Source organism: Pseudoalteromonas ostreae (assembly GCF_018069805.1).
GTDB classification, from domain to species: Bacteria; Pseudomonadota; Gammaproteobacteria; order Enterobacterales; family Alteromonadaceae; genus Pseudoalteromonas; species Pseudoalteromonas ostreae.
The window spans coordinates 85,469-108,978 of record NZ_JAGPYN010000008.1 but is presented as its reverse complement, the minus strand read 5'-3'; the positions used below and the strand labels follow the sequence as shown (position 1 = coordinate 108,978).

22 protein-coding genes are annotated in these 23,510 nt (G+C 39.7%); 8 read left to right on the top strand and 14 right to left on the bottom strand.

Translation table 11 applies throughout. The features are described 5' to 3' along the window. The first annotated feature begins 28 nt into the window (after positions 1-28). Entirely contained in the window at positions 29-1,615 is a 1,587-nt protein-coding gene (locus tag J7338_RS08375) for a lytic transglycosylase (protein ID WP_210796622.1), read from the top strand. Positions 1,616-1,661: 46 nt separating this feature from the next. On the opposite strand, the gene J7338_RS08370 is transcribed toward J7338_RS08375, so the two are convergent. Then, positions 1,662-2,111 (bottom strand): flavodoxin, encoded by a 450-nt coding sequence (locus J7338_RS08370; protein WP_210796620.1) that lies wholly within the window; start codon positions 2,109-2,111, stop codon positions 1,662-1,664. Further along, positions 2,111-3,193: a tRNA pseudouridine(65) synthase TruC gene (gene truC / locus J7338_RS08365; protein ID WP_210796618.1), complete on the bottom strand. Its 1,083-nt coding sequence runs from the start codon at positions 3,191-3,193 to the stop codon at positions 2,111-2,113. Before truC ends, J7338_RS08370 begins: the two co-directional genes overlap by 1 nt. A gap of 104 nt (positions 3,194-3,297) precedes the next feature. Between truC and J7338_RS08360 the strand changes: the two genes are divergently transcribed. Further along, the gene (locus tag J7338_RS08360; protein ID WP_210796720.1) at positions 3,298-4,326 is read left to right on the top strand and encodes a DUF3549 family protein; all 1,029 of its coding nucleotides are present in this window, start codon (positions 3,298-3,300) and stop codon (positions 4,324-4,326) included. After that, complete coding sequence (locus J7338_RS08355; protein ID WP_210796616.1) at positions 4,327-4,626, top strand: DUF3301 domain-containing protein; 300 nt, start codon at positions 4,327-4,329, stop codon at positions 4,624-4,626. Between the two features lie 667 nt (positions 4,627-5,293). Here the strand turns inward: J7338_RS08355 and J7338_RS08350 are convergent. After that, positions 5,294-5,935 carry an N-acetyltransferase gene (locus J7338_RS08350; protein ID WP_210796614.1) on the bottom strand — a complete coding sequence of 214 codons (642 nt, stop codon included), beginning with the start codon at positions 5,933-5,935 and terminating at the stop codon, positions 5,294-5,296. Positions 5,936-6,080: 145 nt separating this feature from the next. Between J7338_RS08350 and J7338_RS08345 the strand changes: the two genes are divergently transcribed. From J7338_RS08345 to J7338_RS08335, 3 genes are all read left to right on the top strand, one after another. After that, on the top strand, positions 6,081-6,314 hold the full coding sequence (locus J7338_RS08345) for a DUF2789 domain-containing protein (protein WP_145241632.1): 234 nt from the start codon (positions 6,081-6,083) through the stop codon (positions 6,312-6,314). Between the two features lie 89 nt (positions 6,315-6,403). Continuing rightward, positions 6,404-6,667 (top strand): hypothetical protein, encoded by a 264-nt coding sequence (locus tag J7338_RS08340; RefSeq protein WP_149982925.1) that lies wholly within the window; start codon positions 6,404-6,406, stop codon positions 6,665-6,667. 17 nt (positions 6,668-6,684) lie between these two features. Continuing rightward, on the top strand, positions 6,685-7,458 hold the full coding sequence (locus J7338_RS08335; protein ID WP_149982924.1) for a Zn-ribbon-containing protein: 774 nt from the start codon (positions 6,685-6,687) through the stop codon (positions 7,456-7,458). A gap of 40 nt (positions 7,459-7,498) precedes the next feature. On the opposite strand, the gene syd is transcribed toward J7338_RS08335, so the two are convergent. Beyond that, positions 7,499-8,038 carry a SecY-interacting protein gene (gene syd, locus J7338_RS08330; RefSeq protein ID WP_182731911.1) on the bottom strand — a complete coding sequence of 180 codons (540 nt, stop codon included), beginning with the start codon at positions 8,036-8,038 and terminating at the stop codon, positions 7,499-7,501. Positions 8,039-8,097: 59 nt separating this feature from the next. Here syd and queF point away from each other — a divergent pair, with 59 nt between their 5' ends. Further along, positions 8,098-8,943, top strand: coding sequence for an NADPH-dependent 7-cyano-7-deazaguanine reductase QueF (gene queF, locus J7338_RS08325; RefSeq protein WP_210796613.1), 846 nt, complete (start codon positions 8,098-8,100; stop codon positions 8,941-8,943). A 56-nt stretch (positions 8,944-8,999) separates the two neighbouring features. On the opposite strand, the gene J7338_RS08320 is transcribed toward queF, so the two are convergent. From J7338_RS08320 to J7338_RS08310, 3 genes are all read right to left on the bottom strand, one after another. After that, a complete protein-coding gene (locus tag J7338_RS08320) occupies positions 9,000-9,881 on the bottom strand; it encodes a peptidylprolyl isomerase (RefSeq protein WP_210796611.1) in 882 nt (293 codons plus the stop codon). Positions 9,882-10,189: 308 nt separating this feature from the next. Next, positions 10,190-13,876 (bottom strand): autotransporter assembly complex protein TamB, encoded by a 3,687-nt coding sequence (gene tamB, locus J7338_RS08315; protein ID WP_210796610.1) that lies wholly within the window; start codon positions 13,874-13,876, stop codon positions 10,190-10,192. Then, positions 13,876-15,561: an autotransporter assembly complex protein TamA gene (locus J7338_RS08310; RefSeq protein ID WP_415837775.1), complete on the bottom strand. Its 1,686-nt coding sequence runs from the start codon at positions 15,559-15,561 to the stop codon at positions 13,876-13,878. Before J7338_RS08310 ends, tamB begins: the two co-directional genes overlap by 1 nt. Before the next feature lie 204 nt (positions 15,562-15,765). Here J7338_RS08310 and J7338_RS08305 point away from each other — a divergent pair, with 204 nt between their 5' ends. Further along, positions 15,766-16,101: a ribonuclease E inhibitor RraB gene (locus J7338_RS08305; RefSeq protein ID WP_210796608.1), complete on the top strand. Its 336-nt coding sequence runs from the start codon at positions 15,766-15,768 to the stop codon at positions 16,099-16,101. 21 nt (positions 16,102-16,122) lie between these two features. Here J7338_RS08305 and radD read toward each other — a convergent pair whose 3' ends face one another. From radD to J7338_RS08270, 7 genes are all read right to left on the bottom strand, one after another. Beyond that, a complete protein-coding gene (gene radD, locus J7338_RS08300; protein WP_210796607.1) occupies positions 16,123-17,880 on the bottom strand; it encodes a DNA repair helicase RadD in 1,758 nt (585 codons plus the stop codon). 81 nt (positions 17,881-17,961) lie between these two features. Further along, positions 17,962-18,264, bottom strand: coding sequence for an H-NS family nucleoid-associated regulatory protein (locus tag J7338_RS08295; protein ID WP_210796606.1), 303 nt, complete (start codon positions 18,262-18,264; stop codon positions 17,962-17,964). Positions 18,265-18,571: 307 nt separating this feature from the next. Continuing rightward, the gene (locus J7338_RS08290; protein WP_210796605.1) at positions 18,572-19,342 is read right to left on the bottom strand and encodes a hypothetical protein; all 771 of its coding nucleotides are present in this window, start codon (positions 19,340-19,342) and stop codon (positions 18,572-18,574) included. 157 nt (positions 19,343-19,499) lie between these two features. Then, entirely contained in the window at positions 19,500-20,054 is a 555-nt protein-coding gene (locus tag J7338_RS08285; protein ID WP_149982914.1) for a YceB family lipoprotein, read from the bottom strand. Positions 20,055-20,149: 95 nt separating this feature from the next. Continuing rightward, positions 20,150-22,834 (bottom strand): DUF349 domain-containing protein, encoded by a 2,685-nt coding sequence (locus J7338_RS08280; protein WP_210796604.1) that lies wholly within the window; start codon positions 22,832-22,834, stop codon positions 20,150-20,152. Continuing rightward, positions 22,824-23,105, bottom strand: coding sequence for a YeaC family protein (locus J7338_RS08275; protein ID WP_210796603.1), 282 nt, complete (start codon positions 23,103-23,105; stop codon positions 22,824-22,826). Before J7338_RS08275 ends, J7338_RS08280 begins: the two co-directional genes overlap by 11 nt. A gap of 1 nt (position 23,106) precedes the next feature. Continuing rightward, the gene (locus J7338_RS08270; protein ID WP_210796602.1) at positions 23,107-23,433 is read right to left on the bottom strand and encodes a hypothetical protein; all 327 of its coding nucleotides are present in this window, start codon (positions 23,431-23,433) and stop codon (positions 23,107-23,109) included. Positions 23,434-23,510: the final 77 nt, after the last annotated feature.

Here is a 23,510-nt window from a genome sequence, read left to right as displayed (position 1 = left end):
GAGTTTTTTACCTGATATATTGGTATTTATGAATAAATCCCCCCTCCTTTTAACCTTAACTTTAGTGCTAAGTGGTTGTCAAACCTTGACATCAACACAACCTGATGACGCTATCGTCAATCAAGCAGAGCAGCCACAACTTAATGGCGCTAGCCCATACGATATCAGTGAAGCATTGATGCTTAATACGCAATACAATCAAGTGAATGATGACGATGAAGCGCCACCTGTTTTTGATGATGTATGGGAGCGAATTCGTTACCAATTATCAATAGAAGTACCACAAAATCGCCCTGTGGTAGCTGAGCGTAATTATTATGCAAAGCACCAAGCGTATTTAGATCGCATTTCAAAACGTGCTGAACCTTACCTGCATTTTATTGTAGAAGAAATTGAAAAACGTAATATGCCAATCGAAATTGCATTGCTGCCGATTGTAGAAAGTGCCTTTGATCCGTTTGGTTATTCAAACCGCAGTGCATCGGGTATTTGGCAATTTATGCCGCAAACTGGTGAGCGTTTTGATTTAAAGCAAAACTGGTGGTACGACGGTCGCCGTGACATTGTGCAATCCACGCGCGCTGCACTCGATTACTTATCTTATTTACACAAAACCTTAGAGGGTGATTGGCTTAACGCGATTGCAGCTTATAACTCAGGTGAAGGTCGTTTATTACGCGCCATAAAAAAGAATCGCAAAAAACATTTGCCTACTGATTTTTGGTCGCTTGATTTACCAAGCGAAACCACCGCTTATGTACCAAGATTACTTGCACTGTCTGATTTATTAAAACGTGCTGATGAATTTGGTCTAAAATGGAACCTAATCATCAATGCACAAGTTGTTGAAGTGGTTGATATTGGTTCGCAAATTGATCTAGCACTAGCGGCTCAAATGGCCGATATTAGCCTAACAGAGCTTTATCGCTTAAACCCAGGCTTTAATCGCTGGGCAACGGATCCTAATGGTCCTCATCTTTTATTATTACCAACAGATAAAATTGAGCAGTTTCAACAATTATTAGCTAAAACAGCGATAAAAGATCGCCTGCGTTGGCAACAATATATTGTCGCAAGCGGTGACAGTTTATCGGTGATTGCGAAAAAATTTGCCACCAGCACTAGCGCTATCAAATCACTCAATAAACTAAAGTCAAATACCATTCGTATTGGTCAACAGTTATTAGTGCCGTTAAGTGACGGTGCAATTAATAGCGAACATTTACCTGAACAAGTACTTCTGGCAGCGAATAAAAACAGCCAAAAGAAACTGTCTCATACAGTTAAAAGTGGCGACACTTTATGGGATATAAGCAGAGAGTACGATGTAACCATTAATGAACTCGCTAGCTGGAATAAACTTAAAAAGAATAGTGTGTTACGTTTAGGACAAAAGTTAACGGTTTATCAGAGCGCTAAGGCTCCTCAGGCGGCGTTAGTCAGTACCAATCGAACAATCACCTATAAAGTTCGCCGAGGCGACTCTCTGGCTCGCATCGCAGCTAAGTTTAATTTAACAGTAAACGATATTATTAAATGGAATGACTTATCAGGACAAAAGTATTTACAACCTGGGCAAAAGTTAAAGCTTAAAGTTAATGTAAAAAGTAGCTAAGATAGAACAGACAATAAAAAAGAGCATTTTCGCTCTTTTTTATTGTCTACAGAGGTAACTTAGCTAACCACTCTTTGAGCCATGACTCAGTTACTTGCCAAGGCTCAAAATCTTCACCGGCATCAATTTCTAAACGATGGCCGATAGGTTGTGCTTGTAAGTCACGAAATAACTCATCAAAACTGCGCCCTGCGCCACAAAACGTATCACCATAACTTCGGTCACCCATAGCGATAATACCGTATGGCTTAGTAGTTAACATAGGAAACGTGCTATTCAACTCGTTAAAAAAACCTGCAAGGTTATCAGGAATATCACCTTGCCCTGTAGTCGAGGTGATCACTAAAATATGTGTGGCTTGCTGAATATCAGCAATGGCTGGTTGATCAACTAAATTTACGCTGTGCCCTGCTTGTTCTATTGCGTCAATAACATTGTCACTTAAACGCTCGGCGCCGCCATACACACTGCCTACAAATATGCTAATCGTTGTCATTAATAATCCTTCTCTTGATGTGGCCAGCCAAGCTGTTGACAAATAGTGAGCATTGCTTCACCTAGCGGCGCTTTAATATTGATCTGTTGTTGAGTATAAGGGTGCACAAAATTAAGTTCAGTTGCAAATAACATTAACCGACGTAATGAAAAATGTTCTCTAAAAAATTGATTATGCTGATTATCACCATGATTAACATCACCAATAATAGGCAGTGATAAATGCTTTAAGTGACGGCGAATTTGATGCTTACGACCGGTTTTAGGAAAGCACTCCACCAGCGAATAGCGCACAGTTGGGTATTTATCAATTGGTATCGGTAACGTTGCTTGCTGCAAGCAGTTAAACTGAGTTTGTGCCTCTTGTGGGGCTTTATTTTGATCTGCAAACTTATCAGCAATTTTATCCAGCTGTTCTTTTAGTGGCTTATCTAAAAATACCGACTCCGGCGCAAAACCACGCACTAACGCGAGATAACGTTTAGAGATTTGATTATCAATAAATAACTGATTGATGTCCCGTGCAGCTTCAGAGCTCAGTGCAAATAGCAACACACCTGATGTTGGCCTATCTAAACGATGCACAGGGAAAACATGTTGGCCGATTTGGTCACGTAACATTTGCATCGCAAATTGTGTTTCGTGTTTATCTAAAAATGATCGGTGAACTAATAAACCAGAAGGCTTATTAATCGCGATATAATTTTCATCACGGTACAAAATTTCAAGCTCGCCAAACTCAACGGGGGCTGGACGCTCATTCACTATTACTTCTCTTCCTAATAACTTATCAAGCTGAGCTAATAATTGCGTCACAACTGCACCACCATTTTTTTGCGCTAACATGAGTTCCGCCATTGGCGCGATGGCAAAATTACTCGGTAACGGCTGTTGTTGAGTGACTAACATTTGCATTTTTTCAATAAATACAAATTGTAACCACTGCTCAAACGCCATAGTATCGTGACAAAATGGCACTGTTGAGTTTAACGCTTGCGGATCAATTGGAGTATTTTGCCAAAGTTGATGCTGCTTTAACAAGCCTTCGAGTTGCGTTAAGTAGGTTTGGATCTGTTGGTACATAACCACCCTTATTGATTATCATTGCTTGATTATACCCTGTTCCCACATGGCCTGCTATGGCGTATAATTTAATGAATTTTGCAGTAAAAAATCAGTGGATCATTATGACCGAGCAGATCGCAACCTTAGGGCAATTACTTGATGGCGCAGGCACAAATTGGCGCGCTTTTGATATTGGCAGACATATTACCAAACTAGATAAAAAGCAATTTTTAGCCATTGAGCAAGCACAGATCCCCTATCCTTTCCCGCTTGCAGGCCATGCATGGTTAGCTATTCAGTTTTGGGATAGCAAAGCCAGTAGCGAGCCCTACGTGTGGTTTTTAAAGTTTCCAGTTGATGAGCAAAGCAAGCTTATATGCGCCAGTCGCGATCACTTTGCCAATATGGTGATAGAAGCACTTGGCAATGATTTGACCGGCGAGCAAGCCGACGGGAAACTTGATAATAATCCGTATGTGTTTACACCTAACGCAAATAAACTAGCTGCATTTAATGCGCAGTTAAAAGTGTTATTAAAACAACCTGCCTCACAATATTATGAGTACACCCAACTGTATTTTAGTGGCAAACTAGGGTTTGATAATTGGCAGAGTGTGGCAGTACAGGGTATTGCTGATTTTGCATTACGCTTAGATAGCGATAAAAATCTAGCGTCATTACAACAAGCGTGGGAGCAACTGCCTGCCGAAGTGTTACAACCGCTCAGCGCAATGCTTGAACATGTTGAAATACCGCCGGTATTTAGTCAGCAATTGTTAAGCTACGCCCAGCAAGCCATTGCACAAAAAGATACCTTAGCACTGTGTTGTGCCCTACGTGCAATGTCAAAAGCACAAGCGCAAACACTTACGGCACAATTAGTGGATACTATTTTTGATTCAGAAATTGCCACAGAATCGGATGTTTTACTGACCATTGCAGGACGTTGTTTTAACTTGCTCACTGATCCAGAGCGGTTACATATTTTTATGGATAATTGCGCCCATCATCAGCAAATTGAAGAACTTTTCCCAAGTATTTTTGCTGACCTAGTTGCAATACCGAGTATTCGACCACACTTATTAGGTTTACTTCGTAAAGAAAATCGTAGCGAAACCCTCGCGCGAGCAATTGGAAGGTTATTCTCGTAAATGGCAAGTTTGTGGACATTCATTATCATTGGTAGTGTCATTTATTTGTTTTGGCTTAATCGTAAAATTGCTGAAGCAGCCAACGCACATGCAAAACGTCAAAGCGACCAGCTGCAAGTGCAATTAATGAGTGTCGCCTGCACTAAACGCCGCTTTGGCCTTTTAAAAAGCGGCAAACCAGGTATCAAAAGCGAGTTTATTTTTGAATTTTCCAGTGATGGTGAAAGCGTTTATCAAGGGGTGTTATTTATGGAAAATGAAATGCTGAAAAGCGTTTTAGTGCCGCCACATAAGATTTAGTAGCGAGTTATACAGTTATCAGAATAGTTTAAGGTTTAACAGTTTTACATAAAAACTAAGGCGTAACATATAGTTACGCCCCAATCTGACTTCATCCATAATAAGGCATCCATACCTACGCCGAAGCACCCAATTTTTATCTTTCCCCTGAACGGGTATATATCCAAATACACCCTCACATTGCATCTATGCAATATCCTACACATCCTAGTGTTATCCTCTTTGCCTACCTAGCCATCCTGCGTTTCCAAATGCTCCTATTACTTCCTGTAATATAATCCTTTGGGCTATCCTTATCATTAGCTCCGCTAATGTGCCGCATCCTAGCGGTGTCCTTGTTCGTCCTTGCATCCGTGTTAACTTGTCCATTTGCTTCTTGCTAAGCATCTTGCTTAATTGCCATAATCCGCTTCCTTGGCAGCAGCTCATTCATTGAGTCTGTGTCGTCTTGACAAAGTAAAGTTTAAAGCAAAGTAGATTCAGCGGTAGTCATAAATAATAATAATTTTCATGTAATAAATTTGCAAAAATAATTTTTTTACTATAAAACAGTTTGTTACGATGAAACTTATCATGATTATAGTGGTATAAAAGGCTTAATCGCACGATAATGTGAGACATTTCTTACAGTGATATTTCCATTATGGCGCTTTATCTTAAATCAATGCTATTGAGCTGATTTAAACAGTAGTTCACCTTGTACATTGTTAAAAGTCAGTTGTTGTAAGTGCACAAAACCTTCACTGGCAAAAAACGCGGTATGTTTATCTTGGGTTACAAATACAGCCATACCCGATGCAGCTGGATTACCGCTAACTAAATCATTCAAACCACGCAGTAGATGACGGCCGAGGCCTTCACAATGAAAATGAGGATCAACTGCAATAAAGGCTAAAAAATAGTAGTTTCCTTGTGCTGCGAGCGCATTACGGATAGTTTGCTCTTTTTCAATTAATTGATTTGTTTGCAAATAGCCAGCACTAAGCATTAACTTTAAACGCCAGTGCCAATAGCGCTGTGCTTGCAGCTGACTTGATGATTCGAATACACACGCAACCGCTTTTAAACGATCATTTTTATATAAACCAATCAGCGGCTGTTTTTCTTGCCAAAAAGTACTGAGCTCTTCACGGATCAGAGCACGTAATTTTTTTTCATAGACTGCTTTATTCGCCTCACTATAATTGAGCATTGGTTGCAATAGCGGATCATCATGATAAGCTTGATAGATTAAGCTCGCAGCAATACTGATGTCTTCTGCAGCGATATATTGAACTCGAAATGTCTCATTTTCAGTCTCAACTGTCATAGCTAGTCCTTTTTATTATTTTGATTTTTTGTACATCAACAACTATAGGTATATTCCTATCTGCGTTAAAAGGCAAATTCAGCGGGTGTTAAACTCTAACAACCGATCATAAAGTTCTATAACTGTTACCATCAAGGAGCATGACATGGATACCACTAAACACGATATCAATACATTATTCAAACAACTCGGCTTACCAAGCTCAGAGGCTGAAATTGACACTTTCATTGCTGCTCATTCATTACCTGCCACAACATTATTACAAGACGCCCCTTTTTGGGATCAAGCACAACAACATTTTATTGCTGAATCATTAGCAGAAGATGGTGATTGGAGTGAAGTGATTGACGAACTGGATGTACGTTTACGTCAGCAGTAAAAGTATTTGGCTACGGCCAACCACCTGTTATTATACCCGGCGCAGCACATCTTAGTGCTATGCCTTACTTTAAAGAGTTTAAAAATCGAATGAATGCTGTTGTTTTTGATGCAATTAAAGCCCTTCTTGATGAAGGCAAAATTCCTACTGTAGCTTTAACTAAAAGTAAACTGACACAACCTATTCCATTGCCTGTTATTATTGCTGCTGTTAGCCAATATAAAAATAACCCTGATTCTATCCATAATTTAGCAAAACAACCTCAGCAAAAAAGTGAGACTGTAGATAACTCTAGTCAACTTGATCGCATCGAAGCAAAACTAGACCGCTTACTAGCACTACTTGAAAAATAATAAATTAGAGATCCATCATGTTTGTTGTTGATTTAACGTTTGATTGTTACCAAGATACGACCCTTGAAAATGCCGAACAAGCGATAAACCGCTTAGTTAATGCACTGCGCTTTAATGGTCAAATAATGGGAGAAGAATTCCCAACAGTATTAAAAGATGGCTACTTTGTAACGCGTGTTATGTGTCCCACTGATGATGCAATGCACCCGCTCAACAACAGTCCATTTGTAAAGCACAGCATTGATAAATTACATAGCGCTGGATTGCTGGCACCAAAAGTAAAAGTGATCGGCCAAGATATTCACTCTAATGGTGCAGATGAGTGTCATGAGCCGTCGAGTTATATTTTATATACAACCTATGTGCATACATGTAGTCCGCTGTATTGCGGTGATGACTTTTTACCCGTTCCGTTGTTTAAAATACCCGCTATTGCCAATGGTGATTATAAAACTTTAATAAAATGGCAAGAAGACTGGCAAGCTTGCGACCAAATTCAAATTAATGGTGCAACGCGTTGTGAATTTCCTGCATTAGATGAAATATCAAACATTGATAGCGATCTTTCTCGTCGCGGTAAAGATATTGCCAAACGTGTTAGCTTTTTAACTAAAAAGCCAGTTTATTATTATTTGTATCGGGTTGGTGGCAAAGACAAAGCATCTGAGCTTGAACGTAAATGCCCAGGCTGTAATAACGAGTGGAAGTTACCTGAATCATGGTTTGGCTTATTTGATTTTAGATGTGAACCATGTGGTTTAGTGTCTAATATATCGTGGGATTTTCAGTAATAAAAACAAAAGGGAACTGCAGTTCCCTTTTTTAGCATTGTTATATTTCAAGTGCTGCAATAAACTCTCCAAGATTAGCCGCTAAGGTATGATGCGGTTTCTTTCCGACATACTCCAAACATACTTCACCTGAAGAAATTAATACTGATACTAATAAATCGTCTTGATCCGTTAAGCCTATAAATACCGTTGGCTCTTGCTTAAGCTTACGCTTCATCAATACATGCCCGGTTATATTTTGCTGCAGTAAATCAAAGTCATCTTCATTCCAAGCTTGCAGTAACTCCACGCTATGTTGGTTTATTTTGGCAGTAATTGCTCCTGCGAAAAACGCGCCATAATACTCATTCAGTGCTTGTGGAAATTCAACCTCAAGGGCTGCTGCTAAATCAGTTAAAGAGCCTGTAGGACTGCGACGCGTCGCCTGCCATTGGATCATACCATTTGCATCCGCACTGCCAACCTCACAAGGGCTTGACCAATCACTGTCGTGCTCAATACATGGTAATGAATCTGTCTGCTCTAACTGGCGCTGGGCAAATCGTTGATGAAGTTGTTCTAATTCTGTAGCAATACTCATACTGTGAAACTCATAAGCTTTAGGTATAATGGCGCTATTGTAACTATAAAAGACGTAACATGACAGATTACAGCAATTCACCTGAACTAAAAGGCAGCGTACTTGGCCAGTCAACCGAGTATGTAGATACCTACACACCGAGCTTATTGTTTCCGATCGCACGTAAACTTAACCGCGATGATTTAAACATTGATGAAAGTGCCTTGCCCTTTAAAGGTCAAGATCTTTGGACTGGCTATGAGCTGTCGTGGTTAAACGCAAAAGGTAAACCTGTGGTTGCCGTGGCCACCTTTGAATTTCCTTGTCAAAGTAGCCATATCATTGAATCAAAGTCTTTTAAGTTATATTTAAATAGCTTTAATCAAAGCCGTTTTGATTCAATTGATGACGTACAGGCTATTCTAACTGCGGATCTATCGACAGCAGTAGCAACGCCCGTCAATGTTACTTTGTACAGCCCGAGTGATTATAACTGTTTACCCTGTACGCCGTTGCCTGGTGAGTGCATTGACGACTTAGACATTGAAATTGATAACTACCATTTACATGCTAACTCTTTACAAGCGGTCGCGACAAATACAGTGACTGAAACACTGCACAGTCACTTATTAAAATCTAATTGCTTGATCACCTCACAACCTGACTGGGCGAGTATTATTATTCGCTATACCGGTGAGCAAGTATGTAAAGAGTCTTTATTGCGGTATTTGATTTCTTTTCGTACTCATAATGAGTTTCATGAGCAATGTGTTGAGCGTATTTATTGTGACTTAATCACGCAATTGAAGATTACCAAGCTTGAAGTTTATGCCCGTTACACCCGCCGTGGTGGCCTTGATATCAACCCATATCGATCAACAGATCACGATACAATACCATTTAACGTGAAAATAAACCGCCAATAATAGCCATTTTATTGTATAGAACCCCGAGCCCGCTCGGGGTTAATTTTCAACTCGCGCTAACTTTCTAGCTCATTAACTCTTTTAGTTGGTATTGGCATACCGCAGACATCAACATAATTAGGCGTTTCTACAAACCATGCTTCACTGCGATTCTGACGCGCTTTAATCAACATTTTAAAACCATTAGAATCTGTTTTTAGCACCTTAAATTGACTGCGGTCCTCTTTACTTATATCAGCTAAAACTTGCAGATCCGTTATTGGATTAAACTTCTCTCCTGCTGTTTCTGTGCGTGAGAGCAGATTAAAATGAGCCATGCCTTCTAGCACCCGGCCAAATACGGTAATATTTCTATCTAAGTAACGAGGTCCATGACCTAATGTGACATAAAATTCAGTGCCACCGCTGTTAATATCATTATCCCTTGCCATCGCAAATATACCGTTACAATGTACTTGCCAAGTTTGGGTTTGCGCTTCATTTTGTGCCACGGCAAAGCCATTTAAAAACCCCGTGATTGCAGCGTAACCATCTTCTCTATCCAGTTCGGTAATTTTAAGTGCCGTTTTAGTCGCTAAATAAAACTCAGCAGGTACTGCTTTACTTGCAGTGTTAATTACTTTTTTACCACTGGCATCACCGCCTTGGGCTACAAAACCTTCCACAAAACGGTAAACACTCAAACCTTTATAAAAGCCTGCACGAGCAAGTTTTTTTATATTCTGTATGTGTTTTGGTGCAAGTAATGGATTAAGTTCAATATACGCCGCGCCCGAAGGTAGAGTAATTTTAATGATATTATCAGCATCTACCATTCGCCATTCTGATGCGCTTACATTACTCATTACATCACTGACTGTTGGTTGTTCAGCCGTGTTTGCCACGCTTGTTTGACTCAAGATTAACGCAACCGCAGCTAAGCATGATTTTTTCAACATATTCCACAACTTTTTTTATTATTAGTGGTGCTACATTATTGGGTTAAGGTTTTTTTATCAAGCCAAAATTGTTGATACTGAATCGACGCACTGCGCGGCAATAAGAGATTGAAAAGCTCAATAATTCGACGATTTTTTAAATTAGCTTGCGCAATGGTGATAGCAGACTTACTTAATATCAGTGCGAGTAACTCAGCAGGATAAGAATGACTTTCGGCGCTTAGCTAACACTTAATTACGTGTTAACTAAGCCACTAAAAGAACAAAATAAATAAGCTAAAATATAGGCTCTCAATGCATTATGGGCATTAATCTAAATCGAATTTATAAAGAATATCAACATTTTGATACAGGCCACTGGTGATCTCAATGTATAACTGCGACAGTAACTGATAGCGTACAGCCACTTCACTAAGGGAGTCAAAAATCCCCACACTGTATTTCACTTGAATACCTGGCGCAACGTAACCCGAAATCTCAACTTTGGTCTCTTCGCCGCTCCCCTTAGAGCTCAAACTCACATCAGATAAACCAAACGTTTCACCAACTTTAGAAACCATTCCTGCGCTGCGGCTCACCCCTTGTGATAGCAACAACTGAGTTAACATCGCATCGGTTGAGCTATCGCCTTCACCTAATGGTTGACCATTTAACAAGTAAGCGAGTGATTGTGCTTGATCCATTGCTGGTTCAGAGAACACTTTGAATACAGGCTGATCGATATTGCCTGTTAAAGTGATCCCAGCAATAACATCATTAGCTGTATTGGCTGGATTACGGATCGCTTTAATATTTAAGTACGGCTTATCAATTGGGCCACTAAAACCAATTTGCCCGGTGCGAATTATCAAATCTTGACCAAATGAACGATAAGTACCTTGTCGTAAATTCAATTCACCAGTGGTGATCATTGGCGTTTGTTGATCCATTTTAATCGCTAAATCACCTTCAATTTTTGACTCCAAACCAAAAGATTTTATACGAACATCGTTTTCAACAATTAGCTTTAAGTTTATATCGTAATCAAAAGGCACAGCTTGCGTTTGCTTAGTCTGCTTATCAATAATAATCTCATCATCACTGACTCGCACAGCGCCTTCTGGTAACTCTTCGATTTCTATTCGACCATACGGAACAACCACTTGCCCTGCTAGTTTAAAAGCATTATCAACTAAACTTATTTTTAAGTCTGGGGAGATCTTAAAAATCACTCCTTGCTGCGCACGTACATAAAACTGCTCACCAAGTACCGCTAAGTTAACGCCCAGCTGAGTCCCTTGCCAATCAATATCACCTGTCAGTGCTAAGTCACCGCCCTCAGCATCTTTTAACTGACCCTCTAAGGTGGCTTTGGTTTTATCAAATGCGATACTAATATTTGAATCCACAATCGCGACTGGAAGTTGCTCGCCTTGTAAATTCACGTCGGCAATCTCAAGTTCACCATTTAACAATGGCGCACTGAGCGTGCCAGCTAACGCAATTTGCCCGCTAATACTGCCTTTTAATTGCTCTAGAGTACCCATAAAAGGCTGTAAATCGGTTAATAAAATCTTATCAATCATAACTTGACCACGAAGCAATTGCTGACCAGTTAAATCTTCAGCATTGAGGTCAGTACTGATATCACCAATCACACTAGAGCTTAGACGTGCTTGCAATTGTGCATTTTGTTGATCTGCGGTGGCGTTAAGCGAAAACGTTTCTATTGGTAAACGATAGCGCTTATCTTCATTTATAAGCGTAGCCGCCAAATCATGTGAGCTAATTGCTGCTGTTAAAGTTTGTAATTGAGCGTTTTGCCAATTCGCATTTAGTTGGCCGTTCAAGCCCCCTTCGGTAATAATATTCTCAGGTAATAAATGTTTTATTTCGGCTAGATCAAAATTATCCAGTTGCGCTTTAAACTGACCTTGTTGGTTAGTTTGGCTAAGCTGCTCAACGCAAAGTTTGCTATTGTCACTTTTCCAGCAATGTTGCTGCACCGAAAAATCGCCATTGTCGATATTAAATTCAATTGCAACCGCCGGTTGTGTGCTAGCACGAATAACATTATCAGTAAGTAATACATCACTGACACGGCCTTGCCATACTTGATTAATAAATTTACCAGCAACTTCAAATTCAGCTTCGCCATCAGCGGCATCTAAATTAAGTTGCAGTTGATGATCAGCTTTATCACCTGCAGCTGCTATAGTAAAACTGTTGATATGACGACCAGATACGCTCGCATCGGTGAGTTTTAAACTCACATTGGTTTGCCAATCAGCGGCATAATTAAAGTCTGTTTTGAGCGCTAAATGTTCAATCGCAATATCAGCAAAGCTTAACTGACTGATGCCAACATCTAAATTAACTATCGGCTCCAACCGTTGCCCAGTTATCGCAAGCTTACCTTCACCAACGCCAGTAAATTCGAGTTCATTTTGCTGCACTTTATTTAAATATAGCAGCCCTTTAATATTCCACTGCTTAGTGATATCACCAGATAATGTAAGTTTATTTTCACCACTGGCAAGCTCAAACTTATCAATACTTGCATAAAGGGAGTTATTTAAATCAAAGTCTGAGGCAAAGCTAAATGGGATATCGTTCAGCGTACCAGCTAGCTGAGTATTGGTCATTTTCAATTGCCATTGCTGCTGATCAGCACTGAAAACACCGTTAAATTGCCCTGAAAGATCACTTGTTAGCGCATCTGTTAGGTACTGGGCTTTCAAATGAGTTAATTGCCCTGAAAACTCACTATGAATACCTTCATCCCAACGCGCAGACGCTGTAATAGTGGCTTTACTCTCGTTCGCTAACAATGACAAGTCATCGACGTGGATCTGGGTTAGGCCACCTTTAAGAGAGGATTTTAACTGTACCTTAGGGTATGCCGCCAACTGACTTTGTGCTATTAGCTGTAACTTATAATCATCAGCATTACCTTTGCCGGTTAACTGCACATCACTAATCTCTAAAGCGTTGTTATCTACTTCAAGCTGCCACTGAGTAATATTTGCATTGACTGAAAAAGGAAAGTTTATCGTTTTTAAATCTGCGTTTATTTTTGCACTTAGCGGATATTGCCCTTGGGTGACTACATCTAGTTGCAAATCGTGTAAATCACCATCCACAGCCAAACTGAGCTGATGCTCTGGATTGTTAAGAGTTATTTTTGCCGTAACCGGCGTATCATCAACTAAGGAGGCTTTTAATTGGCTACTCAAATGCCATTGCAAATAGTCAGCACTGAATGAAGGTAATATCAGTTGGTTTTTTGCAATTGAGAAAGCACCTTTAATATCTGTAATTTCATGACTTTGCTCACCCTGTACAATCGTTACTTTCGATACCAATAATTGCTCAAGTGTTGCTGCAAGCGGCGAGCTAAAATGGATGTCAGGTAACGCCGCAAGTGCAGTTAGTGGTTCGCTAGGAGGTGATTGAGTCTCTTTGAGCAGCACATCAACTTGAGCAATTGAGAGTGATTTTAACGTCACAAGGGATTGCTCAGCCGAGGCTGACAGCGCAAATTTTTTTACTGTGACATCAGCGCTGGAATGAGCAAGCTTAAACGATGCAATTGCGATACGTTTAATCGAAATTGCTATCGGTAAACTGATTTCATCAGTACTACTGGCAACTGGCTGCTCTGGAACAGTTGCTTCATCATCAGCTAAATTTTGTGAAGTATCGGGCAATACCAGTGCCATGCTCTGCGCACTTATATTTTCAATGCAAATACCTTCACATCCCCACCAATATAGATCGAGTTTTAAGTTTTTAGCATTAAAATCTAAGCCACCTTGTTGAAACCGCACATCAAATGAATCGTTATATAAAAAACGGCCATTGTTAATATCTATGTGTAAGCCATCGACTAGTTTGTTTGCGGTATAGGCAATCAATTGATTACCCGGTGCTGTAAATAATAAACAAAATACCAGCACGAATACCGAGGCAAGAAAGACTGTGAGTGCGGTGAGGATTTTTTTCATTCTTGACATTAAATTTCAGGCCCTATGGTAATACTTAATCGTGTACTATTACTTTCTTTAGTGAGTCCCCACGCGTGATCAATTCTCACAGGGCCTACTGGTGTTAAATAACGAATACCAAACCCAGCCCCCACTTCTACACGGTCAGTAAAGTCATTGGTCGCTGTACCGCTGTCTACAAATAAGGCTGCTCGCCAACTTTCTGCAAACTGGTAATTATATTCAACAGTACCTGTAATTAGATATTTACCACCAATCAAACGACCGGCTTCATCTTCAGGTGATATTGATTGATATGCAAAACCACGTACGCTTTGATCACCACCAGCATAAAAACGCAGTGAAAATGGTACGTTATCAATATCATCAACCAACATTGCACCAATATTTGCTTTTAAAAAAATCAGATGTCGGTCAAGGTATGTTTGCAACCAAGCATTTTGTATCTGCATTCTGACGATATTAGTAGTTGAAAACATGTCCTTTAAGCCAAACTCTGCCGACACCAACCATTGATATCCTGATGATGGTGTAGTGCCGCCCTCGGTAACTTTTTTAGCGTAACTGATCCCTGGCATTAACATTTTAGAGCTTTGCTCTGCATCGCCAATGCGGTATGTTTCTCGGTCTCGACGTAAAAAAGCGGTGCGAACCCAGTTATCATCAGTCAACCATTGACGTTGTAGTTGCCCTGTAAGGATTTTACTGTATACGTCGTTAGTTAACTCATCTTCCAACTTGTAACCGACAGAAAAACGCCATAAGTCATCATTTGGGTCATCAACAGGGACTGTGTAACCAAGTGAAATATCTTGCTGACGCTGTGATACATTTAAGTTACTTTCAAGGTAGTGACCATTTTCCGTAAGCCAAGGTTTTGACCATTTAAAACGCACTTTTGGGCCCAGATCTGTACTGTAGCCACCGCCTATTTCATAACTATTGGCAGGTTTGTGTAGCACGTCAACTTTAATAGGCACTTGCTTATTTGCACGATTAGAAATATCAGCGTAAACACGTACGCTGGCAAAATAAGGAGTGGTTGAAAGCGCTAAGTTATACTCAGACACCAAAGTTGCTTTATAAGCTTCACCTTGCTTAAATTTTGCAATAGAACGAATGTATTTTTCAGCTCGGGTTTCTTCACCTAAAACTAATTCACCAAATTGGTAACGAACACCGGTGTCGATCGTTAAGATCACTTCAGCACTGTTATTCTTTAATGAAATTGCGAGTTGGTGTGTTAGCCATTTAATATCAAAATATCCTAACTCAAGCAGTTGCCCTTCAATTTTTTTACGCGCCGCATCATAATTACTGTGATTTAAAATATCCCCTTGATTTAAATTAATAGTGTTGATGCTATGCTTAAGTAGAGGGTCATCTTTACCATCACCTTGAACAGTAATACGTACGTCTGCAATTCGTGTTACAGGTCCGCGCTCAATCGTGGCCACTAAGGTTTGTGTTTCATTATTATAATTTAACTTAATGGTCGGTTTATAATAACCAAGTGCTTTTAAACTACTCGCCACTTGTTTTTTTGCATGACTTAGCAAAGTACTGGTTACATTGTCACCTTCTAATTGTTTTAAGTACAGCGCAACGTTTTTTTCAAGATCGCCCTTAATACCATGAATTTCATAACTAGTTACCACTTGCGCAGCTGAAAATGCATGAAACGAAAACAACAAAAATAAACCAACCGTAAAGCGAGTTAATATCCAACTAGGCAAGTAATTTCCTTACTTAAAAACAATCTACCGATAATGATTGAAATAGTACCATATAGAAGTCATTTCACGCAGTAACTCAAATGTGAAAATTAGTACGCTTATCGGCATTAATTTGGTTACAATAGCGCATACTAATTTGAAATAATTTTATTGAGTTTTTAAATGCACTTTCCTGATGATGACAATGGCCAACTTTTAAATGAAATCGCCGCTGCGGGTATAGATTTGGCCCAGATGCACAAAATTGATTTCTATATTTTATTTGAACAAAAAGTAGATGCCGAAAAGTTTGCCACCGCGATAGCCGAAGATGAACTCTCCCCTGCCACCGAATTTGTGCAATGCACAGACACGGGGATTTGGGAAGTGGTAACTCAGGTCGAGATGGTGCCAGATCACACTTTACTTGGCCAAACAGAGCAATATTTAGAAAGTATTGCAAATGGCTATAACGGTTATGGTGATGGCTGGGGATTGATGGATGGCGACGACGCCTAAATCTAGAATCAGTTAAGCTTATTAATAGCTTAGCTGATTTGCCTTTCTGAAGTTACCTTGATAATCAAATAGTTTATCGGCAACCTTCCAGCCATATTTTTTACTCTTTCTAGCAATCACAAAATCCGGTGCAACAAGCTGCATCTGTCCAGCAATAACTTGTCCAGCTGACTTATATTCTGTGGGTGATTGAGCATTAGCAGTACGCTGAGCAAATTGTTTATTAAACACATAACGGGCGCCAGACTTTGAGAAATCATAAATTTCATCGCAACTAGCACCATCTTCATCATAATAAGTAACTTTAATAATATGTTCGTTATTTTCAAGGCTAACAACACTTAAACCACTGCAACGTAATACCAATGCATCTTTTAAATTTAATGCAGCACGTAGTTTATCATCAGGATCAGCCATTACCTCATGGCAAAACTGGCACTGACGTGCGGCAATATCATTTTGCGCACCACACGCTTCACATTCTTTAAAGCGAAAACGGTAATCACATTGCTCTTTTGAGCCATCATCGTCTTCGAGTAAACCTTGGCAGCGGCGGCCAAAATGCTCAATCACTTTACCTTGTGTATCGGTTTTTCCCCAAAATATATTGGCAAAACCACAACCTGGGCAAAGTACTTGCACAGGCTCGTTATCACTATCGCCTTTTTTACTTCCTACTTCGGGGTAAAATAAGTCAAAGCCATTACCTGCATAATCAATTACCAAACACTCGGTTTTCCCTTCGCTTAAACGCAGGCCTCGACCAACAATTTGTTGGTATAAACTAACCGACTCTGTCGGGCGTAAAATAGCAATAAAATCAACATGAGGCGCATCAAACCCGGTGGTGAGCACCGATACATTGACTAAATACTTTAGTCGGCGCTGCTTAAATTCCATAATAATACGGTCACGTTCAGCGTTAGGAGTATCCCCGGTGATCAAAGCCGTTTGTTGTTCAGGCAAATAACCATAGACTTCTTTTGCATGCAGGACGGTCGCTGCAAAAATCATGATCCCTTGGCGTTGCTCGCTGTACTGAATAACTTGCTGCATAATTGCTTTGGTTGCTCTGCTATGCTTTTCTAGTAACTGGTTCATATCATCGGCTGTATAGCGTCCGAATGAATCACTTTGTAAAGAAGAAAAATCATAATGACTGATCGCCGCATCCACTTCCTTTGGTGCAGTCAAATAATGATGCTTGATCATATAACGCAGGGGTAGTTCAAAAATACATTCTCGAAATGGGCTCGCTTTATCGCCTCGAACAAAACCATGATAATGACGATAATAAACCCAGCCCATTCCCATACGATAAGGCGTAGCGGTAAGTCCAAGTACTTTTAACTGCGGATTATATGCTTTTAGCGCAACGATCACTTTTTGGTACTGGCTATCTTGCTCACCACTGACACGGTGACATTCATCTATGATCACTAACGAATAATGTTCGTTAAGTTGCTCAAGATTGCGTGACAGCGATTGGATACTGGCAAACGTTACTTGATGTAGCAATGACTTTTGTTTTAAACCCGCAGAAAAAATACTCGCCTGAAGACCAAAGCTTTTATATTTTTCAGCATTTTGCTCAACAAGCTCTTTAACATGGGCAAGTACTAAAATTTTCTTTCTGGCAATTCGCGCTAACTCAGCAATCACCAAGCTTTTACCTGCACCCGTAGGTAATACAATTAAAGCAGGATCTGAGGTTTTACGAAAATGAGCGACAGTGCGATCAACCGCTTCTTGTTGATAGGGTCGTAGTACATACGTCATAGTGGCAACTTCGAAGGGGTCACAAATAATGGGGTAATAACTATTTTGTAAATAAAGAGGGGGTATACACCCCCTACAGTATTAAGCTAAGTGGTCGGTAAGTTCAACACCTTGGAATGCTTTAGGACGCTTACCACGGCCAGTCCATTCAACAATTTTGCCTTCGAATTCGATACGGTATTTTGGCATTACTTTCGTGCGCTTATCATTATTAGCGTCTTGTAGATCATTTAATGTGAGGCCTTTGGCTTTTAATAAATCAAGCACCTCTTGTTTAGCTTGTTGTTGCTCAGTATATGTTTCAATTGCGTCAGCTAATAAAGCTTGGGCTTTCTCTAAGTCGGCAAAACTCGCTGTTTTAATAAACGCTTTAACTTCTTTCATTTTTTTACTCACTAAGTTGTAAAGTTATAAATTAGGTATGATTCAACTAAATTATAAGCCTATTCTTTAAAATAGGCCAAGCTGATTAAGCAGTTTTTAAGGATTTTATTTAAACTAAGATTAATCAATAAGGTTAGTATAGTCATTTATTAAAGTTAAGTGGTTTATTATTCACTTTATCAGCGCTGAAAATATACTTAACATGCTTAATTAACATTAATAGTATGCCATCCTTTTATTAAAAAACGAACATTCACTTTAATATTTTCGCAATTACATAAAATCATTTGACCACTTTATAATACAACTACATCGACGTTATTAGCGTTTTAAATCGCCCCGCCAAACCAATATCATTAATATTTTTTTCAAGACCAATAATATAGGATTGCTTTTCGTCAGCCCAAGATAAACTCGTGTACACATTATCGCTATTGTCTTGAAGTACATAAAGGATCCCAGGGTTGCTATTTACATAATAATTCACCGCGTCCGCATCAATATATACGCCACTACTTTGACTAAAACTAAATATTTCTATAATCACAATACCAAACGTATCATTTTTAACAACCTGAGTTAACTGATCCCAACCGCTACCTGCAATAAAGTTTCCGCCAACGGTTTTACTCATCACCGTAAATTTTTGTTGCAACAATATATTATCTAAAGCGACTGTGTCGCCTGCAAATTGCTCAGACAAATTAGTTTGGTCTGCGATTGATTGCGCAGCCATGATTTCAGGTTTCAAGCTGTGCAGAAATACTTCATGGCCATTTTTGTGCTCTGCAATCACTTTTTCAATATCTTTGATCTGAGATGTGTCCACTAGCGCAAAACCATTGGTTTTTGTCTCTAAAGCAAGCCGTAAATACCCTGTATCTTGAGCTGTATTAATTTTATCATGTTCGCGCAATTCAATTGGCGTTTCTGTAAAAGAAAACACCTGAGCGCCCTGCTGTTGCGCTGAATGTTCTACAAGAAAAGGATTAGAGTTTAAATCGGGCTCATTAGCAAAAGCTACAACCGAAAATACGGCTGTCATCGTTGCACTAAATATCACGTTACATTTTTTCATAATAGGCTATTTATCCCTAAAGAAGGCAATTAAGGCAGATAAACTAACAATTAGTATAGTTGATTAAATACACAGTTTGTACCTGTATAACAAATAACCATATAGATACAAAAAAGCCCTGTACTTACAGGGCTTCAACTCTCTGAATAATACTAATTTAAATACTAGGCACTAATTTAATTGCGCCTTGCTCTACTTTCATATCCAAAGGTAACTTACTTAATAGCGCAACCTTAGGATCATTCATATTCAATCTATAGACTGGGTTTACAGCTAAAAATCCGTTAATAACTTTCATTGCTTCATCATCAAGCACCGCTAGGTTTCCCTTAAAACCGCCTGCGTCGATAGTTGAATCAAGCAATTTTACATTCCGTAGAAATACCGCTTTTTTCTCACTATCATAAAATGGCGCACCTTCTATTTGCAGCTTCAGACGCACTGGGTATTTAAGTGCGAAAGCATTTATAACAGCACTCGAATCTGCACCTAATACGATTACATCACGATTATCAGGGCCGACATTCACGCTCAAATCATTCACATTAAACTGTACAGGTAACCCCATCAAGCTGACTTTTTCACTAAGTTTTGGTAATTGCTGGTTAAGTGCTGTTTCAATTTCACTGCTAGTAAATGAATAAACAGATACGCCGTTCGTGGTGTTACAAGCAGAGAGTAATAAACAGCTAATTAATAAAATATACTTCATTGTTTTTCCTTTACTATAATATTATCGTCAAAAACCAAATAAAAACAAAAGCCGCACAACGGCGGCTTTATTTAATCTGCAGCGCCCTAGATTATTTAAATGCTAAATAGCGCTTTTAAACGTCCTAGTGTGTCAACATCAACTGAACCTTGACCCAGAGCCAATAACTGTTTTAAGTAATAATGTAGATCAGCTTGTTCACCGCGATGCTTATCGTCAAGCATTGCAACCTGCTCAGCCATACGCGGTGCCCCCTCAGCACTTGCAACATTAGCTAGGATTTCCATTCTTAACATCAGTTGCGTAATGGTTAAATGCGTATCAGCACCCCCTTGCCACTGTGTAGGGATTGCTTGCTGGTTTTCAAGCGCACTAAATAAAGCGCTAAAATCAGCCTGTGCTGCTTGTTCTGCCAGCACTGCTAATTTACCATCAATGTTAGCTAATAGCTTTTGCATGCGGTTATTTAGTTCTTTGCTCCCTTCAAGCGCAATTAGCTTAGTGCGTAAATCAAGTAGTTGTGCTTTTTGATTGACCGCTGGTAATGCGTCTTCAAGTTCACTCAACTGTGCCGCGATAACTGCGTTGTCGGCGGCTTGTTGCTGTTTATGCTGAGCGAACTCTTCACTGCGTTTAGCAAATGTCACATCGTTGCATTGGCGGAATTTTTGCCATAATGCATTTTCCGCTTTTACACCCGCAAAGCCTATTCCCTGCCACTGCTGTTGCAGCTCTTTGAGCTGCTGACAAGCATCAGCTAAGTCTTCACTTGCTGATAATTGCTGTGCTTGTTCAACGAGTGCATTTTTTGCTGCCGCGTTGCTTTTATGAAACGCATTCAATGCATTGAATACTTGCTGTTGCTGCGCTTTATATTGTGTTTGCAAAGCTCGGTATACTTTTGGCTCTACATTACCCGCATTACGCCAGACTTTATTGATACGATTGTATTGGCTTTCAAACTCTTTCCAATCAAACTCATCGCTCGTCGTATCAGTATCAGCCAATAATTTCATCTGAGTGATAATTGCTTCGCGTTCACGTTTCGTTGTTTCGCGCTGTTGTTCTAGTTGCGCAAAATGTTCACGACATGGTGCAAATAATAGCTCTATCTTGTCATCAAACTCTTTACCTTGCGCCTGCTCTTGCTCGGTATCTAAACGTCCAAGCTCATTCCAACGACGCCGCAATGTTTTCACTTCGTTTGCACGCGCCTTGGCATCTGTGCAAGGTTGATTGAGCAAACTGGTAATTTCAGTTAGTAGCTCTTCACGCTTAGGGGCAGACGCATACTTTTGCCAATCACGGGCATTTTCTAACTGCTGCTCAAGATCTGCTTTGATTTTTTCAAGACTTTGCTGACTAACTGGAGTTAACGTTTCATACAGCTCAATAAAGCCTTTAAACACCCCAAATGCAACATTAAAACGGCCTTGTTCAATAAGGCGATGAACATCGCGTCCTTTGCGAGCTGCTTGTTGTTGATTTTTCGTTAATTTATCACTAATAGGTGCAACAGCTTTATTCCAGCGTTGTTGTTGCTCATTTAATTGTGCTTTAAAAGGCCCTTGTAACGGCTTAGGTAACTGAGCTAGAGATGCATTCGCCGCTTTATACGTCTGCTTAAATTGGCGATTAGCCTCATTATAATTTGCTTGGTCAATATCGTCAGTGTTGATACTGCTCAATTCTTTTAATGAAGTTTTAAAAACCCTGATCGCTTCACTAAGCTCTGGTAATTTAGCTACTTGCTTAAACAAACTTGTTAATCTGCCAGTCACTTGGTTTTTTTGCCCGCCGTCTTGCAGTTCGCTTTGTGTCAGTGTTTCCTGTGCTTGCGCAACTTTAGCTTCCAACCAATCTTGTTGTATTTGCTCTGGTGTTTCTAAACCAACTTGTAGCGCATTTTCAATTTCATCACTTAACGCTTCTAAATTTGCCAACGCCAATAATTGTCGTTGCTGCTGAGCTAACCGTTGTTGTTGTTGCTCATGCACAGCTTGTAATTGACTAACTAACTCATTTAATTTTTCGGTTAATACGGTGTATTTATTTGCAACCGTCTCGCGTTGTTCTGGATTTAGCCAAGTTAGATCAAGTGCCTGCCACTGCTGGGTTAACTCACTATATTGTTGAGTAACAAGCGCATAGTCTTGTTTTTCACGTAATGCATTAAGTTTTGCCAAAATAACACGAGTATCATTTTGTACTTTTAATGGCATTTCAATTGCTAAACGCTCATTTTCTATATGCGTCTCAAGGGCTACTTTTGCTTCATCATGTGCATGCTTTACTAAGCTTTTCACTAATTGATGAGTGATCACTTGCTCAACAAGGTGCACTTGTAGTTCGCTTGAACCTCCTTTGAACGCCTTTTCAACTAACTTAGGATTAGCCAAACGTTTTAATAGCTTCGCTCGTACTTGCAGTTCTTTTTCTGCAAATGCAAGTTTTTCAAGCGTTTTTACCGGAGCAAAACGCTCTATGTATTCGTTTTTAATTTGGCTAGATAAGTTACTTTCATCACTCAGTACGGCATTTGATATATGCTGTTCAGCTAATTCTTTTAAACTTTGATCTTGTTTATACGCCTGCCACCACAGCACTAAATTATTTACTTTATTGAGTGCTTTTTTACGGATCTCAGCTGAACTATCTTCCAGAGCTAATGCATTTAAAATCGTCACATCACGCTCTACATCTAGCTTTTCAATTGCCTCTAAACGTACTTGTTGCTTTGGGTGCTTCCACTTCGGGGTAAAAAGGTGTTTAAAGATCATGTTCACTAAACCTTGCTATTTCGTTGTCTGCGGTAAATTCTTTTTGCAATTGTGCTTTGGTTTTTTGCACCATTTCACCATTAGAACCGATGGTGAATTGCTCATTTGTTTGCGCTACTTTTGCTTGGTAAAGCATGACTAATTGCACTGTCTGCTGCTTTTGCTCGTCACTGAGTACCGTGCCATCAGGCCACTTACCTGTTGCAGCACCATACTGGAGCCGTTCGAATAATTCTGGGGTAATTGTTTTTACGAGATTCTCGATGTTCATGTCATTTTTTCTTTTTTAGAGTCACTAAAATAACGCGGTTTATTAAATACCAAATACAACCGATTGCAATGGCTGCGGAGCATGCGTACCACGATGGAGTTTCAGGTTCTGGGTGTAAAAAGTATAAACTAAAGAACCCACCTAAAAATATCAGTAGAGCAAAAAAAGAGTGATTCATAAACATTTGTTGTTTTTGAATGCGTTTTTCACGTGCTAGCTGGTGACGTTGTTCGTCATCAAGCTTCGCTACATTATTCTCACAGTGAGGGCACTGTTGGTGTTTATCGGATATCGACTTATTACAACTAGGACAACGAACAATTGCCATATCTTTCTCCATACTTCGCATAAAAATCTACGCATAAAAAAGGCGCCCTGCGGCGCCCTTTATTGTACGTGTTTTAT

Bases quoted from the DNA above. Each gene is read 5' to 3' on its own strand.
- J7338_RS08375 (WP_210796622.1), top strand. From the start codon at position 29: ATGAATAAATCCCCCCTCCTTTTAACCTTAACTTTAGTGCTAAGTGGT.
- J7338_RS08370 (WP_210796620.1), bottom strand. From the start codon at position 2,111: ATGACAACGATTAGCATATTTGTAGGCAGTGTGTATGGCGGCGCCGAG.
- truC (WP_210796618.1), bottom strand. From the start codon at position 3,193: ATGTACCAACAGATCCAAACCTACTTAACGCAACTCGAAGGCTTGTTA.
- J7338_RS08360 (WP_210796720.1), top strand. From the start codon at position 3,298: ATGACCGAGCAGATCGCAACCTTAGGGCAATTACTTGATGGCGCAGGC.
- J7338_RS08355 (WP_210796616.1), top strand. From the start codon at position 4,327: ATGGCAAGTTTGTGGACATTCATTATCATTGGTAGTGTCATTTATTTG.
- J7338_RS08350 (WP_210796614.1), bottom strand. From the start codon at position 5,935: ATGACAGTTGAGACTGAAAATGAGACATTTCGAGTTCAATATATCGCT.
- J7338_RS08345 (WP_145241632.1), top strand. From the start codon at position 6,081: ATGGATACCACTAAACACGATATCAATACATTATTCAAACAACTCGGC.
- J7338_RS08340 (WP_149982925.1), top strand. From the start codon at position 6,404: ATGAATGCTGTTGTTTTTGATGCAATTAAAGCCCTTCTTGATGAAGGC.
- J7338_RS08335 (WP_149982924.1), top strand. From the start codon at position 6,685: ATGTTTGTTGTTGATTTAACGTTTGATTGTTACCAAGATACGACCCTT.
- syd (WP_182731911.1), bottom strand. From the start codon at position 8,038: ATGAGTATTGCTACAGAATTAGAACAACTTCATCAACGATTTGCCCAG.
- queF (WP_210796613.1), top strand. From the start codon at position 8,098: ATGACAGATTACAGCAATTCACCTGAACTAAAAGGCAGCGTACTTGGC.
- J7338_RS08320 (WP_210796611.1), bottom strand. From the start codon at position 9,881: ATGTTGAAAAAATCATGCTTAGCTGCGGTTGCGTTAATCTTGAGTCAA.
- tamB (WP_210796610.1), bottom strand. From the start codon at position 13,876: ATGTCAAGAATGAAAAAAATCCTCACCGCACTCACAGTCTTTCTTGCC.
- J7338_RS08305 (WP_210796608.1), top strand. From the start codon at position 15,766: ATGCACTTTCCTGATGATGACAATGGCCAACTTTTAAATGAAATCGCC.
- radD (WP_210796607.1), bottom strand. From the start codon at position 17,880: ATGACGTATGTACTACGACCCTATCAACAAGAAGCGGTTGATCGCACT.
- J7338_RS08295 (WP_210796606.1), bottom strand. From the start codon at position 18,264: ATGAAAGAAGTTAAAGCGTTTATTAAAACAGCGAGTTTTGCCGACTTA.
- J7338_RS08290 (WP_210796605.1), bottom strand. From the start codon at position 19,342: ATGAAAAAATGTAACGTGATATTTAGTGCAACGATGACAGCCGTATTT.
- J7338_RS08285 (WP_149982914.1), bottom strand. From the start codon at position 20,054: ATGAAGTATATTTTATTAATTAGCTGTTTATTACTCTCTGCTTGTAAC.
- J7338_RS08280 (WP_210796604.1), bottom strand. From the start codon at position 22,834: ATGATCTTTAAACACCTTTTTACCCCGAAGTGGAAGCACCCAAAGCAA.
- J7338_RS08275 (WP_210796603.1), bottom strand. From the start codon at position 23,105: ATGAACATCGAGAATCTCGTAAAAACAATTACCCCAGAATTATTCGAA.
- J7338_RS08270 (WP_210796602.1), bottom strand. From the start codon at position 23,433: ATGGCAATTGTTCGTTGTCCTAGTTGTAATAAGTCGATATCCGATAAA.